We start from the raw sequence: 14509 nt of genomic DNA on the forward strand, positions 1-14509 counted from the left end.
CATGCCATCTGGAATACTCAGCACGAGCGGGGCTTTCGGACGATGAGCTATCGTCACTCGATGATCTGTTATACCCAAGGCATCAGCTGCGTATCGCCGGTGCAATGGCGCGGGCTGGACGGGCTGGTCAGCGTCTATTGGCAGGCCGAAGGCCAGGCCGGCGCGCATGGCTATTACCTGTCGCCCGACCCGCGCATCATGTTCTTCTTCGACGACGTGTCCTCGCATATCCTGATCTCGAACCGCGACGACGAAATGCGACGCAGCGGGCGACCGATGATGCGGGCGCTCTATGTCCCGGCGGGCGTGCCGATGTGGTCGCGCTTTACCGGCCATCACGTCTTTGCGCATCTGGACCTGCATATCCACAAGGACCGGATGATGCGCTTCCTGACGCCGACGGTGGGGGCATCCGCCGCACTGGCCGCGCTGCGCCGCCCGGTCGAGATCCAGGACGCCGATGCGATCCACACCCTGGCCGGGCTGCTGGTCGGAGAGGTCGCGCAGCCCTCGCGCCACGGCGTTTTCGCCGAAAGCCTTGTCGGCAGCATCGTGACCGGGCTTCTGGACATTCCGCACGAGGGGGCCGAGCGTGCAAGCGGCGGGCTGACCCCGGCGCAGATGAACCGTCTGGCCGCGCGTCTTGAAAAGGCGGGCGATCACCGCCTGACCGTGGCCGAGATGGCGGCGACTGTGGGGCTGTCGGAAAGCTGGTTTGCGACGGTGTTCAAGCAGACGACCGGGCAGACGCCGCTGCAATGGCAGATGGCGCAACGCATCGGCCAGGCGCAGAAGCTGCTGGTCGAAACCGACCTGACCGTCGCCGATGTCGCGGCCCAGGTCGGCTTTTCCGATCAGGCGCATCTGACGCGCGTGTTCCGCCAGGTCGCCGGGGAAACGCCCGCCGCCTGGCGGCGGATGCAGCTGGTCAGCTAGGGGCCCGGCCGTCGCGACGACGGCCGGGCCGTCGGCTTACCAGGTGCGGCGCAGCGTCACCGCGACGGTGCGGCCCGGATTGTAGTAATCCGCCGTGCCCCGCCCGACGACATGCTGTTCGTCCAGCAGGTTGCTGATATTGACCGCCAGGTTGGTGTTTTCCAGCACCTTGTAGTTGAAGGCCGCATCAAGCGTGACCGAGGCATCGGCCTTGCCCGTATTGTTCGAGATCGTGTGGAAATACGAACCGACGTAGCGCGCGCCCAGGCCGAAGGTCATGTCGCCGCGGGTCTCATTGCCCTCAAGGGTATAGTTCAGCCACAGCGATGCCATGTGGTTGGGAACCTCGGAGAACTCGTTTCCTTCCACGTCCACGCCCCGGATCGGCCCGGATCGCACGACTTCCGAATCCATGTAGGAATAGGACGCGATCAGGTCGAGGTTGTTCGCCAGCTCGGCCTTGCCTTCCAGGTCGAAGCCGCGCACGCGCTGCTCGCCCACCAGTTCGCGGGTGATATTGCCGTCGGGCTGGACCACGGCGACAGTGACGTTGTTCTTGCGCAGGTCATAGACCGAGGCCGAGATCAGCGCATTGGTGCCAAGCGGTTGGTATTTCACCCCGACTTCGTATTGCTCGCCCCGTTCCGGCTCGGCGCCGACGCCCGGAGGCGCGACGGATTCGACATAGCTGGCATAGGCCGAGATTTCGCTGTTGATCTTGTAGGTCAGCGCGCCGCGGATCGAGGTTTCCGAGTAATCGCCGCTGGAGCGCACGCCGTTCAGCGTTTCCTCGATGTCCAGCCAGTCGTGGCGCAGGCCTACCGTTGCGATGATCTTGTCGTCGAAGGACAGGTTCTGCTGCACGAACAGCGATTGGGTCTTGTAGTCGTTGTCGCGCAGTTCGTAGGGCGCTGCCAGCGCGCCGGGTGCGCCCGAATAGACCGGATTGGCCACGTCGATGGGTGTGTAAAGCCCATAGAACGGGGCGCTGGTGGTCGATGCGTCGCGGAACTCGATGCCGCCCACGGTGCTGCTGTCGAAGGCTTCGAAGCTGCGGTCGTATTGCAGGATGACGTTGCCGATCAGTTCCTTGGCCGTGGAGTTGCCGCCGAAATACCAGCGGTCCACCATGGTGCCGGTCCGCGCCGCGCTGTCCGACAGATAGACATAGCCGAAATCGCTTTTTAGGTCGCTGTAGCGCAGGTTCGCACGCAGGCTGAGGCCGCTGTCGAACTCATGCTCGAACAGGGCGCTGATGCTCGAGCGCTCCACGTTCTGATAGTTGAAATCCGGCTCGCCGAAGAAGTCGCTGCGGTCGTATTCGCGGTCCAGCGGATAGCCGCCGCTGTTGGGCGTGTTCTCGCGCTTCAGGTAATCCGCGATCACGCTGAGCTTGGTCGCCGTGGTGGGCTGCCAGGACAGGCCGCCCATGACGAAGGTGGAATCGTTGCGCGAATAGTCGTATTCCCGCTCGCCGTCCTGCACCCTGGCGGTCAGGCGCCAGGCCAGCGTCTGGTCGGCGTTCAGCGTGTCGCCCACGTCGAAGCCGTATTCCGCGTTCCGCGGCGATCCGATCGAGCCATAGACCTCGCCGAAACGCTCGAAGCGCGGCTGCTTGGTCACGAAGTTGATCGTGCCGCCCGGATCCGAGGTCCCGAAGAGCGTCGAGTTGCCGCCGCGGATGACCTCGACCCGCTCATAGGCATAGGGCTCTTCGCGCGTGGCGCGCATCGAGCCCAGGGTCAGCCCGTCGCGATAGGTCGTCGCCTGGAAGCCGCGCACGAGATAGTATTCGTTGCGGTCGTCCGTCCCCCAATAGTCGGTGTGGATGCCCGCCGAATAGCTCAGCACCTCTTCCAGCGTGGTGGCCCTGCGGTCGCGCATCTCCTTTTCGGTGATCACCGAAACCGAGGCCGGGGTGTCGAGGATGCTGGTCGCCACCTTGCCGCCGACCCACAATTCGCTGGCGACGATGGTGTTCGCGTCGTCGTCGAACGGGCCGCTGGCGTTGATGATGATCGGGGAAAGGCGATAGGGCGATTCCTCGGTTCCCGCCCCGGAATCCGGCGGCGCGGGATCCTGGGCCAGGGCCGGGGATGCGATCAGGGCGGTGCAGCCCAGCAGAAGGGCGGTAAGGTGGCGGCGGGGGCCGCGCCGGATGTCATGTGCCATGGTTCAAGGTCCCGCATGGATGTTGTTGTTGTTGCTGCTGGCTGCCTGCGGATCAGAGGAGGGGCCGAGGCTGGCTGGTCTTGGAATGACGGCAGCCCCCCGGTGCCCGAGGCTGGGGCAGGGACGGCGTGGCGGTCATGCTGGCGGGGCTTCTAGGGCCGATGGCGCGAACCTGTCTTGTAGAATCCCACTTTTTTTGTCGGAATCTTTGGGAAAAAGCGGATACCTTGGTCGGCACGGGTTGACGCATGCCCGCTTGCGCGGGAAATCCGCAGGCGAACCTGCCAGGAAAGGCCATGACGATGCGGATTCTGCGCCCTGCGATGCTGGTCCTGATGACGGCCGCCGCCCCCGCCCTTGCGGATGAGGCCGGGTTTCCCGTCAGCATCCCGCACGCGTTCGGCACCACGACGATCACGGAAAAGCCGCGCCGCGTGGCGACGGTCGCCTCGGGCAATCACGAGGTGCCGCTTGCGCTGGGGGTCGTGCCGGTGGGCATGGCGGCGGCGAATTACGGCGACGACGACAGCGACGGCGTGCTGCCCTGGGTCGAGGAAAAGCTGGCCGAACTGGGCGCGGGCACGCCCGCCTTGTTCGACGAAGGCGACGGTATCGATTTCGAGGCCGTCGCGGCGGTGGACCCCGACGTGATCCTTGCCGCCTATTCCGGGCTGACGCAGTCCGATTACGACACGCTGAGCCAAATCGCGCCGGTCGTCGCCTACCCGGATTCGCCCTGGACGACCGATTGGCGGCGGATGATCCAGATGAACAGCGCCGGCATGGGCATGGGTGCCGAAGGCGATGCGCTGATCGCCAGGATGGAGACGCAGATCGCCGACACGCTTGCCGCGCATCCCGCCCTGCAGGGCAAGACCGCGATGTTCGTGACCCATCTGGACACCACGAACCTCAGCGTCGTGAATTTCTACACGGCCAACGATACGCGGGTGAAGTTCTTCCAGGATCTTGGCCTGTCGATGCCGAAAAGCGTCGCGGATGCCACGCAGCCCGGCAAGTTCGCGGGCTCGGTCAGTGCCGAGAATATCGACGCGTTCGAAGATGTGGACATCGTCGTGACCTATGGCAACCTGCTTTTGCTGGCCGCGATGAAGGCCGATCCGCTGGTCAGCCACATGCCCGCCGTCGCCCATGGCAGCATCGTCATGCTGAAGAACGATCCGGTCGGGAACGCGGCGAATCCCACGCCCCTGGGCATCGCATGGGTGCTGGACGATTACGTCGCCATGCTGGCCGAGGCCGCGCAGAAAGCCGAATGACCGAATCCGCGACCATCTTGCCGCGGCGCGCCGCGCGGGCGCGGCTGCTGTGGCTGGCGGTGGTCCTGGCCGCGCTGCTGCTGCTTGGCGCGCTGTCGGTGGCCATCGGCACCCGGCAGGTGGGGCTTGACGACATCCTGGCCGGGCTGCGGGGTGAGACCGGCACGATCGCGCAGGCCGCCGTCTCGGCCCGCATTCCGCGCACGATGCTTGCGGCGCTGGCCGGGGCCTCGCTTGGGCTTTCGGGCGCGTTGATGCAGGGGGTGACGCGCAATCCGCTGGCCGATCCGGGCATCCTGGGGGTGAATACCGGGGCGGCGCTGGCCGTGGTCATCGCGGTCGCGTGGTTCCAGATCAGCGCCGCGCACAGCTTCATCTGGGTCGCGATCTGCGGCGCCGGCGCGACGGCGGTCTTCGTCTATGCCATCGGCTCGCTCGGCCGAGGCGGCGCGACGCCGCTGAAGCTGGCGCTGGCGGGGACGGCGACCTCGATCGCCTTCTACTCGCTGGTGGTGGCGGTGATGCTGACGCGCGGCGACATCGCCGGGGGCTTGCAGGCCTGGCAGATCGGCGGCGTCGGCGGGGCGACATTCGCGCGGATGCAGCCGGTGCTGCCTTTCCTTGCCGTCGGGCTGCTGCTGGCGATGGCATCCGCGCGCAGGCTGAACTCGCTGGCGCTTGGGGATGAGATGGCGGCGGGACTGGGCGAGCGTGTCGCGGTTGCGCGCGCAACGGCTGCGCTGTCGGCGATCCTGCTTTGCGGGGCGACAACCGCGGTCTGCGGCCCCATCGGCTTCGTCGGGCTGCTCGTGCCGCATCTGTGCCGCCTGCTGGTGGGGGTCGATCATCGCTGGCTGCTGCCGTTCTCGGCCCTGACCGGCGCGGCGCTGCTGGTCGCGTCCGACGTGGTCGGCCGCATCATCGCCCGCCCCGGAGAGCTGGACGTCGGCATCGTCACCGCCTTCATCGGCGCGCCCTTCTTCATCTGGATCGTCCGTCGCCAGAGGGTCCGCGAGCTATGATCGCCGATGCCGTCACCGCCGCGCGCCTGCGCCGCGCGCGTTATCGCAGCCGGGTGATCTGGACGGCGCTCGCGCTGCTGGCGGCGGGGTTCGCCGTCACGCTGATGCTGGGCCAAAGCTTCACCCCGCCGCAGGACGTGCTGCGGGTGCTGGCCGGGCACGAGGTGCCGGGCGCCTCCTTCACCGTCGGGCAGTTGCGCCTGCCGCGCGCGGTCATGGCGATCCTGGCGGGCCTGTCCTTCGGCCTTGGCGGCGCGGCGTTCCAGATCATGCTGCGCAACCCGCTGGCCAGCCCCGACATCATCGGCATCAGCTCGGGCGCCAGCGCCGCGGCGGTCTTTGCCATCGTCGTGATGGGCCTCGACGGCGCGGCGGTGTCGGTCTTTGCCGTCCTGGCCGGGCTGGGCGTGGCGATTGCGATCTATGCGCTGTCCTTTCGCGGCGGCGTCGCCGGCACGCGGCTGATCCTGGTCGGTATCGGCGTGCAGGCGATGATGCAAAGCTTCATCTCCTACACGCTGTCGCGCGCGCCCTCGTGGGATCTGCAAGAGGCGATCCGCTGGCTGGCGGGCAGCCTCAACGGCGCGCAGCTGGCGCAGGCCGTGCCGGTGCTGCTGTCGCTGCTGGTCTTCGGCGGGCTGCTGGTCTTGCGCACGCGCGATCTCGAGGCGCTGCGGCTGGGCGACGATGCGGCCTCGGCGCTGGGCACCGATGTCGGACGGACGCGCGCCCTCGTGGTGGTCACGGCGGTCGGGCTGATCGCGGTGGCGACGGCGGTGGTCGGGCCGATCTCCTTCGTCGCCTTCCTTGCCGGGCCGATTGCGGCGCGGATCGTCGGGCCGAACGGCTCGGCCCTGCTGCCCGCCGCGCTGGTGGGCGCGGCGCTGGTGCTGGCCGGCGATTACGCCGGGCAGTTCCTGCTGCCGGGGCGCTATCCCGTGGGCGTCGTGACCGGGGCCCTGGGCGCGCCTTACCTCATCTATCTCATCATCCGCGTCAACCGCACCGGAGGCTCGCTGTGACCGCCCATACCCTTTGCGTGCAGCAGCTGTCGGCCGGATATGGCGACCGGCTGATCCTTGAGGGGCTGGACCTCGACGTGTTGCCGGGCCGGATGACGGCGATCGTCGGGGCCAATGCCTGCGGGAAATCGACGTTGCTGCGGTCGATGTCGCGGCTGCTTGCGCCGCGTGGCGGGCAGGTGCTGCTGGACGGCAAGGCGGTGCATCGCATGGCGCCGCGCAAGCTGGCGCAGGTGCTGGGCCTTCTGCCGCAATCGCCCACGGCGCCCGAGGGGATCACCGTGGCCGATCTGGTCAGCCGGGGCCGCCATCCGCATCACGGCATCCTGTCCCGCTGGAACCGCAGCGACGACCAGGCCGTCGCCGCCGCGCTGGAGGCCACGCGCACCGCCGACCTGGCCGAGCGCGCCGTGGACGAGCTGTCGGGCGGGCAGCGCCAGCGCGTCTGGATCGCGATGGCGCTGGCGCAGGAAACCGACCTGCTGCTCTTGGACGAGCCGACGACATTCCTGGACATTGCCCATCAGGTCGAGGTGCTGGACCTGCTGACCGACCTGAACCAGCGCCGCGGCACGACCATCGTGATGGTTCTGCACGACCTCAACCTTGCCGCGCGCTATGCCGATCACCTGGTGGCGATGGCGGCGGGGCGGCTGCATGTGTCGGGCAGCCCGGACGAGGTGCTGACGGCGGCGAATGTGCGGGCGGTGTTCGGGCTGGACAGCCGGATCATCGCGGACCCGACCTCGGGGCGCCCGATGATGCTGCCCATCGGGCGGCACCGGATGGCGGGCGCGTGATCCGCTGCATCGCGGCGTGCCGACCGGCAGCGCCTCCGGCCTGCCCCGCCAGGCATCAGGTCAGGCACCAGGCCCGGTTGGATCAGGCCGCCGTGGCCTGCCGAACCGGGATCAGGGCAGAAAGATCTCCTCGATCTTCCGGTCGAAGAGACGTGCGATCCTGAAGGCAAGTTCGAGGCTGGGATCGTATCTCTCGCGCTCGATCGCATTGACGGTCTGGCGCGAGACATTCAGTTTCGCGGCGAGTTCGGCTTGCGACCAGCTTTTCTCCTGGCGCAGCTGCTGCACGCGGTTGTTCATTTGTAGCGCAGCCGGCCGATGACCAGTCCGAGGGTCCAGAGCGCGCACATCAGCGGCCAGACCGCGAACATGGACAGCCGAGGCATGCCGGCATTTTCCAGGAACCCGTAGCTGAAGGTCAGCAATGCCGTGCCGGCAAAGGCCAGCGCGAATGCCTCGAACTGGATGCGCCTTTGCAATTCGTCCAGTGCGCGGATGGCGCGAACGACCGACCAGCACAGAAGGACGGCCGGAACCATGGGCGCCATCGAAACGACGATCTGCATCGTCTGGCCCCGGTCGTTGCCGTTCAAAAGGCGCAACGAGACTGCCAGCGTGACCATATAGGCCAGCATGCTCAGGATGAAGGATGGGGCTATCCGGGTCATTTCATGTCCTCGATGTAAAGCACGCTTTACAGTCGGGCCGCAGGCTGCGGATGTCAAGTATGCTTTACATCGGCATCGCAGGCGGCGACCGCTGCGGGCGGATTGCGCCCCAGGCGCACAGGCCGTAAGGCTCCGGGTTCTCATCGCCTTGCAACGGAGACGACGCCTTGCCCCTTGCCGCCGCAATGAACAGCCTCGGGTCGCTGGCCTTCATCCTGCTGGTCGCGCATACGACCGCCTATCAGGAGGCGAACTGGCCCGCGGGGCGGGTCGTCCATGTGCGCGACTGGGTGGTCCATGCCGCCTATGCGCTTGGCGCGGCCCTGCTTTGGCTGACCCTGGTCCCGGCAAGGGATGCGCGGCGCAGGGTCTTGCTGGCCATATGGTTCCCGCGCGCCTGCTGGGCGCTTCTGCTGGTCGGGATCGTCGTCCTGCCGATGTTCTTTCCGCTCGAACCGTGACCGGCGGCAAGGCGGCGGGCCGGGAAACCGGAACCCTGCGAAAGGGGAAAGCCCCGCCTCTCCCGCAGCTGCCATCTGCGGAAAGGGGCGGGGCCGCCGCGGCCTGCCAGGAGATTCAGGCAGCGGCAAGCTCGGTAACCAGAACCTCGTCAACAACAGGCGCTTCCGACCCGGCGTTGGTCGCAAGGACCAGACCACCGTCGCCATCGGGTCGGAAGCTTTCGGTCACATCCAGCGTCCGCACGGTGAAATTGACCGTATGGACCGCCTTCAGCGTCCCCAGCAGGGAAATGCGCCCCTGCGTGGGATCGGTGGGATCGCAGCCATAGCTCCAGGACTCGTCGGCCGCCGAGCCATGGCGGTTGATCCATTCGCACAGCGTGCCGGCATCGGCCTGCCAGATCCTCTGGCCACGGATCGGCGACAGGAAATTCGCCACCGTGCTGCCCTTCAGGATGATGTCGGCGCGATAGGGCATGCTGAGTTCCTTCTTGTTGGCCATCAGCACGACCTGCCAGACCCGGCCGGCAGGCACGTTGCGCACCGGCACCGAGACGCTGAAGCTGCGCGACTCGGATTTCGACACGGCGGTCGCATCCGTCCAGGAATGCGAATATTCGGCGGTGAAGCTGATGCCGAATTCCTTCTTCACCACCTTGGCGTCGATGGTCCCCTTGATCGAGACCGTGGTGCCCGTCTTGACCGCCTTGCTGACCGAATGCGTCGTCGTCACCGTGTCCTGGAAGGTGCAGGACAGGCCGACCGTCTGCTCGGGCGTCAGGCCGTTGCGGTTGTCCACGATCCCGGTCGCCGCCGCCGACTGGTAGACGCTGAAGGTCTGCGCCGGCACGTCGAAGACCAGTTCGGATGCCAGCGTGTCCGTCAGCTTGCCGAACAGCCCGCCGTTGTTGCCGGGACCGTTGGCGAACCATTGGCCGCCGGCCGGGTCCTTCTCGGTTTCGAGGTGATTTTGCCAGGCATCCACGATGATGGCGCCAAGCCCAAGCGTGTCGAGATATTGCAGCGTCATGGAAAATCCTCCTGAAGGAAGGGCTCAGCAGTTCACGTCGATCAGCCCCAGCGTGTTCGACAGCGTCGTGCCGGTGATCGTATAGGCCGCCGTGCAGGTATTGCCGCGCTCGTAGGTGAAGGCGCGCGCGGCCTCGTTGTCCTTGCCCCAGACCACGTCGACATGCAGATAGACGAGCGCGCCGTCCGGGATGTCGAACTCTTCCAGTTTCGCGGTCTTGGTCTGGCCCAGAAGGATGTCGCCGGTTTCCCGCGTGCTCTTCTTCTGGCCCTCGTCGTCGATATAGGCGAACTTCATCCGGGCGACGAAGCCGCCGCCATTGTGCAGGCTGAAATTGCCGACTTTCTGCAGAGACATGATTTTCCTCCGAAATCGCGGGTCTGAAATGGTCCGCGGCGTTGCCGCCTTGGGTAAGACCTGTTTCGCGCATTCCGCGAATCGGCGCAGTGGCATTTGCCACAGCGCCGGGGAATAATCGCGCCGGTTGTGGATCATTCGCGCAATGGGAGAGAGGCGATGCAATTGACCGGCGAGGCGCGGGCGATGTTCATGGCGTCCGCGCACCAGCGCAGCCACCCGGCCGGCGCCGAACTGATCCGCGAGGCCGACCGGGACCGGCGCGTCTTCCTGATGCTGGCGGGCGAGGCCGACGTTCTGGCCCATTCGCCCGAGGGGCGCATGGTCCTGTTTTCCCGTGTCGTGCCCGGCGACCTGGTCGGCATCCTGGCCGCCATCGACGGCGGCGCGCGCTCGACCAGCGTGGTGGCGCGGGATGCGGGGCGCACGGCATGGGTCTCGCCCCAGGATTTCCAGCGGCTGATGCGAGAGCCGGATTTTGCCGGTGCGATCCACCTGCATTTCGTCGGCCTCATCCGCGGCCTGTCCGAGCGGGTCTATGAATTCGGCACGCTCCTGGTGCGCGAAAGGCTGGTGCGCGAATTGCTGCGCCTGCTGGCCGCGCCGGGCGACGGGCCGCATCTGCTGGACCCGGCGCCAAGCCATATGGAGCTGGCCGCCCGCATCGCCACCCATCGCGAGGCAGTCTCGCGCGAGATGAGCCGGCTTGCCCGGCTGGGGGTGCTGGAAAGGCGGGGCCGCAGCCTGCACGTGCCCTCGCGCGCCAGGCTGGCCGCCGCGCTGGACACGGGCGAGCAGATCAGGCCAGAGCCGTGATCTCCACCGGGTCGTCGATGCCCTTCAGCGTGACCTGGCGCAGCGGCGGGGGCGCCTGCCGCGCGGCGTCGCAGACGGCCCTGGTGGCCAGGATCTGCCCCGGCTCGGCCAGGGCCGAAAGGCGCGCCGCGATGTTCATCGCCTGGCCGAAGGCGCCGACCTCTTGCAGCAGGCCGCTGGCCGCCGAAAAGGTGCACAGGAAGGCCGTGCCGGTATGCAGGCCGATGCCGGCGCGGATCGGATCGTCGCCGGCATCCTCCTGCCGCGCCAGCGTCCGGGCCATGCTGCGGGCGGCGGCGACGGCCTTGAGCGCATGGTCCTTGCCGGAAAAGCCGGGCGGCCAGACGCCGATCACTGAATCGCCCTGGAACTCCAGCACGAAGCCGTCATGCTGCCACAGCGCCGCGACCACCGTGTCGCGCATCCGCGCCACCGTCGCGGCATAGGCGGCCGCGCCCAGCCTTTCGCCCAATGCGACCGAGCCGCGCAGGTCGCAGAACAGGATGCTGATCGGCACCTCGGCGCCGCCGGGGAATTGCTCGATGAACCTGTCGCAGGCGTTGCAGAAGCGCGGGTTGCGGTTCGACGGGCGCAGGCCGATCCGCCGGGCCACCCAGCCGCCCCAGCCGCCGAAGGGCGCGAAGCACAGCTTGCAGCGCGGCAGGCCCGGCAGCCGCCGGTAGCGCCGCTGCTTGCCCATCAGCACCGGGTGGCCGTCGCGAAAGATCTGCAGCCAAAGCTGCTCGTTGCCGAATTCGGGCTGCGAGGCGCTATCGGACATCGGGCCTGACCAGGTATTCGTCGGGGGTTTCGGAGGCGTGCATCGACTGATCCTCGGGGCAGACGTCCAGCCCCTCGCTGTTGCAGACCGCGGTGGCGCAGAAGAACGAGGGGCCGGCGACGGCGGTCAGGGGCGGGTCGCGCGGCAGGCCGCGATAATCCAGCACCACCGCCTCGCCCTCGGCCATGGGGATGGCGCAGGGGATATGCGCCCGCCCGTCCGGGCCGCGCAAGGGGATCGAGGGCACGGTGACGACGATCCCCGCCTCCAGCATGTCCGGCGCGATCCAGTGGGGCGTCCCCGCCAGGCTCAGCACATGGTCGTAGCCGGGGCCGAAAAGCATGCCGCCGTCCGCGGCCAGGGCGACGGGCGCGGTCTGCAGGTCGGTCATATGCGCCTCGGCGCCGCGGCCGAACATCAGGTAATGCGCGACCTCGGGCAGGGGCTCGGCATGGGAGAAGGGCCGGAAATATACCACGCGCTCGACCGTGACCGGGATCTTGCCGAAGACCGGGCGCACCCGCGTCAGCTGCCAGGGAAAGAAATGCGGATCCTTCTCGTCCTCGGGACCGAAGGGCGGGATGCCCTGGAAGATGTTGCCGGTGAAGGTGGGCTTCAGCCCGGCCGCGACCGAGGGGATGTTGAACTCGTCGCTTTCGTCGTTGGCCAGCACGAAGATGTCGCGCGGATAACGCGCCCGGATCTCGCGCAGGGCGGCGGCGACCTCGGCCGGGACCGAAAAGCGCAGCACCAGCTGATACTTGTGCATCTCGGTATGGTATTGCGTCATGTGGACGCCGAACAGCGTCTGGGCGCCGACGATGGTGAAGGCGTGCTGATGCGCCATGTTGCTGATCGGCGGCCCGGCCGGATCGTGTTCGGGGCAATGATCCATCTTCATCCTTTCTTCAGACGCAATCCGGCGGCCCGGCAGATTTCCCCGGCAGCCTCGGTGGCGGTTTCGCGCAGGATCGCGATCAGCCGCGGAATGAAATCCCCGTCCTCGGTCGCGGTCAGGAACGGGTTCTGCTGGGTCGAGATCAGGAAGCGCACGCCCATGCCCGGCTGCGGCTCGACCCCGGCCCGCCGGGCGAAGCGCGCGACGAACCCCTCGCCATAGACGGCGGGATCGAATTCCGAGGCGGTGACGAACATCGGCTTCGGCGGCGGTCCCGAAACGGGCGCCTCTTCCAGGCTCAGCGCGCGGAAGATGGCGTCGTTGAGCCGGTTCATCAGCCCCAGGTCCGTGTTGAGCCCGCGCTCGCTGCGGAAGTTGAAGGCATAGGGCACGATGCTGGTGTCCGAGCCGATGCTGCGAAACAACGCCATCAGCGTCGGATCGGCCAGCAGCCGGTCGACCAGCGCATCGTTGTCGAGGCAGGCGATCTCGTCGTGCAGCCGCCGCTCCTGCTCGGCCACGGCCTGGGGGTCGAGGCCGCGGCGCTCGGCCGGCAGGCGCTGGAAGGGGGTGACGGCGACCGGCCCGTCGGCCGGGAACCCGGCCCGCAGCGCGGCATAGAAGCGGCGGCTGGCAAAGATGCATTTCGCCAGCAACCGGCCATAGCCCGACTGGTCGGGCGGGATCACCCGATGCGACAGCCAGACCGAGGCCGCCGCGGCGCCGGGCTTCGAGCCCTCGATGCCATAGATGCCGACCGTCGGCACCACGCCGTCGTGAAAGACCACCGGCGCGGCAAAGCTGACCAGATCGCGCATCGCGCCGTCGCGATAGCAAAGCGCGCCGGCGGGGTAGGGGATGAACCCCGCCTTGTGCGGGTCCACGGTCAGCGTCTCGCAATGCCGCGCCGCCTCGAGGCGCGCCTCGACCCGCGGGTTCAGGTGCATGCCGGGCGGCGCGTCGTCGTCGTCGATGTCCAGCATGTGGTTGGGGTCCGAACTGCCCAGCGGCGGCTGGCGCAGCATGGACATGAAATAGCCGCCCCAGGCGGCGTCGGCATGCAGCGCAAAGCCCAGGCCGCGGCCGCCGAACGCCTCGCGCAGGGAGACGATGCGGTCCAGCGGATCGACCGCGCCCTCCTCGGTGGTGCCCAGCACGGCGACCGCCAGCATGACCGGCCGGCGCTGGTCCAGGCATTCCGCCAGCATCCGCTCCAGCGCGCCGATCTCCATGCGGCCGTTGTCGTCCACCGGCACGCTGCGCAGCGCGGCGCGCCCCAGGCCCAGCAGCGCCGCGCCCTTGGGCCAGGAATAATGCGCCGTCGCCGGGGCAAGGATCAGAGGCACCGGCAGGTCGGGGGCATGGCGGCGGTGCATCTCGGCCAGGCCCAGATCCTGCACGGTGCGGCCTGCCAGCGCGGCGACCGCCGCCTCGGGCTCGACCCCGGCCGACCGGGCAAGATCGCCGGTCAGGTCCAGCACCGTCCGCACCGGCAGGTTCATCAGCCCCCAGGCGTCCAGCTCCAGCAGCCGGGCCTGCCCCTGTCCGGTCCGCACCTCCAGCCCGCGGGCCGCGGCCAGGGCCGGCACTTCGCGCAGCGCCTCCGCCGCCGCGAAGGGCAGGTATTTCAGGTTGCGCGCCGCCCAGATCGCCTCGGCATTGGCCACGCTGCCGTCGCAGGTGACATGGCCCCAGGGCGGGCGCTGCGCATCGTCAAAGCCGGCCATCCGGCACAACTCGCGCCCGACGGTGATCTCGAGCAAGGTGGTGACGGGCGAGGCCTCGGCCGCGACATTGTTCTGGTTGAAGAGCAGCGCCGCGATATAGCCCGCAACCCCCGGCAGGGTGATGTCCCAATACATGTGCGACTGGTTGCGATAGCTGGAAAGCGGCGTGGACCCGGCCAGCTTGCCGATCATCTCGGCAAGACAGGCGCGCATGCGCTCGACCGTGGCGCGATAGGCGTCGCTTTCGAAGACGCGGTCCGGCCCAAGCCGGGGATCCTGCGGCGCATAGTCCCGCCGGGCGGCGACATGGCCGGAAATCGCCATCCCGACCAGTTCGCGCAGCACCGCCTCGTTCTCGGCCTTGGGGCCAAGGAACCATGCTGGCAGCGCGCCCGCCCGCGCGACCCCGGCCGCGCCCAACAGCCCCGTCCCCTCCCGCGCGATCCGGTCCAGCGAATCTATCAGGTCGGGATTGGCCTTGCCGGTCATGGACGCCTCGCAGGATCGCCGGGAGCAGGAAGATGGGACCACCATGGCCC

General features: G+C 68.0%; 15 protein-coding genes. 7 read left to right on the forward strand and 8 right to left on the reverse strand.

Annotation, left to right across the window (positions count from 1 at the left end; all coding sequences use genetic code 11):
* The first annotated feature begins 42 nt into the window (after positions 1 to 42).
* Positions 43 to 936, forward strand: coding sequence for a helix-turn-helix domain-containing protein (locus E3U25_RS12795; RefSeq protein ID WP_181180866.1), 894 nt, complete (start codon positions 43 to 45; stop codon positions 934 to 936).
* Between the two features lie 36 nt (positions 937 to 972).
* Here the strand turns inward: E3U25_RS12795 and E3U25_RS12800 are convergent, their stop codons facing one another.
* Positions 973 to 3108 carry a TonB-dependent siderophore receptor gene (locus E3U25_RS12800; RefSeq protein WP_072462538.1) on the reverse strand — a complete coding sequence of 712 codons (2136 nt, stop codon included), beginning with the start codon at positions 3106 to 3108 and terminating at the stop codon, positions 973 to 975.
* A gap of 296 nt (positions 3109 to 3404) precedes the next feature.
* Here E3U25_RS12800 and E3U25_RS12805 point away from each other — a divergent pair, with 296 nt between their 5' ends.
* The 4 genes from E3U25_RS12805 to E3U25_RS12820 are packed head-to-tail and all read left to right on the forward strand — an operon-like array spanning position 3405 to position 7232.
* On the forward strand, positions 3405 to 4388 hold the full coding sequence (locus E3U25_RS12805; protein ID WP_208861647.1) for an iron-siderophore ABC transporter substrate-binding protein: 984 nt from the start codon (positions 3405 to 3407) through the stop codon (positions 4386 to 4388).
* Positions 4385 to 5410 carry a FecCD family ABC transporter permease gene (locus E3U25_RS12810; RefSeq protein ID WP_116222675.1) on the forward strand — a complete coding sequence of 342 codons (1026 nt, stop codon included), beginning with the start codon at positions 4385 to 4387 and terminating at the stop codon, positions 5408 to 5410. Before E3U25_RS12805 ends, E3U25_RS12810 begins: the two co-directional genes overlap by 4 nt.
* Positions 5407 to 6432 (forward strand): FecCD family ABC transporter permease, encoded by a 1026-nt coding sequence (locus E3U25_RS12815; protein WP_116222676.1) that lies wholly within the window; start codon positions 5407 to 5409, stop codon positions 6430 to 6432. Before E3U25_RS12810 ends, E3U25_RS12815 begins: the two co-directional genes overlap by 4 nt.
* Positions 6429 to 7232, forward strand: coding sequence for an ABC transporter ATP-binding protein (locus tag E3U25_RS12820; protein ID WP_116222677.1), 804 nt, complete (start codon positions 6429 to 6431; stop codon positions 7230 to 7232). The genes E3U25_RS12815 and E3U25_RS12820 overlap by 4 nt, the downstream gene beginning before the upstream one ends.
* Positions 7233 to 7343: 111 nt before the next feature.
* Here E3U25_RS12820 and E3U25_RS12825 read toward each other — a convergent pair whose 3' ends face one another.
* The gene (locus E3U25_RS12825) at positions 7344 to 7532 is read right to left on the reverse strand and encodes a helix-turn-helix transcriptional regulator (protein ID WP_036755046.1); all 189 of its coding nucleotides are present in this window, start codon (positions 7530 to 7532) and stop codon (positions 7344 to 7346) included.
* Positions 7529 to 7900, reverse strand: a complete 372-nt coding sequence (locus E3U25_RS12830; RefSeq protein WP_116222678.1) for a hypothetical protein — start codon at positions 7898 to 7900, stop codon at positions 7529 to 7531. The genes E3U25_RS12825 and E3U25_RS12830 overlap by 4 nt, the downstream gene beginning before the upstream one ends.
* Before the next feature lie 167 nt (positions 7901 to 8067).
* Between E3U25_RS12830 and E3U25_RS12835 the strand changes: the two genes are divergently transcribed.
* On the forward strand, positions 8068 to 8361 hold the full coding sequence (locus E3U25_RS12835; protein WP_208861648.1) for a hypothetical protein: 294 nt from the start codon (positions 8068 to 8070) through the stop codon (positions 8359 to 8361).
* 115 nt (positions 8362 to 8476) lie between these two features.
* On the opposite strand, the gene E3U25_RS12840 is transcribed toward E3U25_RS12835, so the two are convergent.
* Together E3U25_RS12840 and E3U25_RS12845 are read right to left on the reverse strand one after the other, a co-directional pair.
* A complete protein-coding gene (locus E3U25_RS12840; RefSeq protein ID WP_116222680.1) occupies positions 8477 to 9391 on the reverse strand; it encodes an ETX/MTX2 family pore-forming toxin in 915 nt (304 codons plus the stop codon).
* A gap of 24 nt (positions 9392 to 9415) precedes the next feature.
* Positions 9416 to 9748: a hypothetical protein gene (locus tag E3U25_RS12845; RefSeq protein ID WP_036755057.1), complete on the reverse strand. Its 333-nt coding sequence runs from the start codon at positions 9746 to 9748 to the stop codon at positions 9416 to 9418.
* Between the two features lie 159 nt (positions 9749 to 9907).
* Between E3U25_RS12845 and E3U25_RS12850 the strand changes: the two genes are divergently transcribed.
* Positions 9908 to 10564 carry a Crp/Fnr family transcriptional regulator gene (locus tag E3U25_RS12850; protein ID WP_052095879.1) on the forward strand — a complete coding sequence of 219 codons (657 nt, stop codon included), beginning with the start codon at positions 9908 to 9910 and terminating at the stop codon, positions 10562 to 10564.
* Here the strand turns inward: E3U25_RS12850 and E3U25_RS12855 are convergent.
* From E3U25_RS12855 to E3U25_RS12865, 3 genes are read right to left on the reverse strand one after another with little or no spacing between them, the layout of a single operon-like run.
* Positions 10548 to 11345, reverse strand: a complete 798-nt coding sequence (locus tag E3U25_RS12855) for an adenylate/guanylate cyclase domain-containing protein (protein ID WP_116222681.1) — start codon at positions 11343 to 11345, stop codon at positions 10548 to 10550. The genes E3U25_RS12850 and E3U25_RS12855 overlap by 17 nt on opposite strands.
* Complete coding sequence (locus E3U25_RS12860; RefSeq protein ID WP_116222682.1) at positions 11335 to 12246, reverse strand: hypothetical protein; 912 nt, start codon at positions 12244 to 12246, stop codon at positions 11335 to 11337. Before E3U25_RS12860 ends, E3U25_RS12855 begins: the two co-directional genes overlap by 11 nt.
* Entirely contained in the window at positions 12243 to 14459 is a 2217-nt protein-coding gene (locus E3U25_RS12865) for a pyridoxal phosphate-dependent decarboxylase family protein (protein WP_116222683.1), read from the reverse strand. The genes E3U25_RS12860 and E3U25_RS12865 overlap by 4 nt, the downstream gene beginning before the upstream one ends.
* Positions 14460 to 14509 lie beyond the last annotated feature (50 nt).

Origin of the sequence: Paracoccus versutus (assembly GCF_029909795.1) — a bacterium.
Classification (GTDB): Bacteria; Pseudomonadota; Alphaproteobacteria; order Rhodobacterales; family Rhodobacteraceae; genus Paracoccus; species Paracoccus versutus.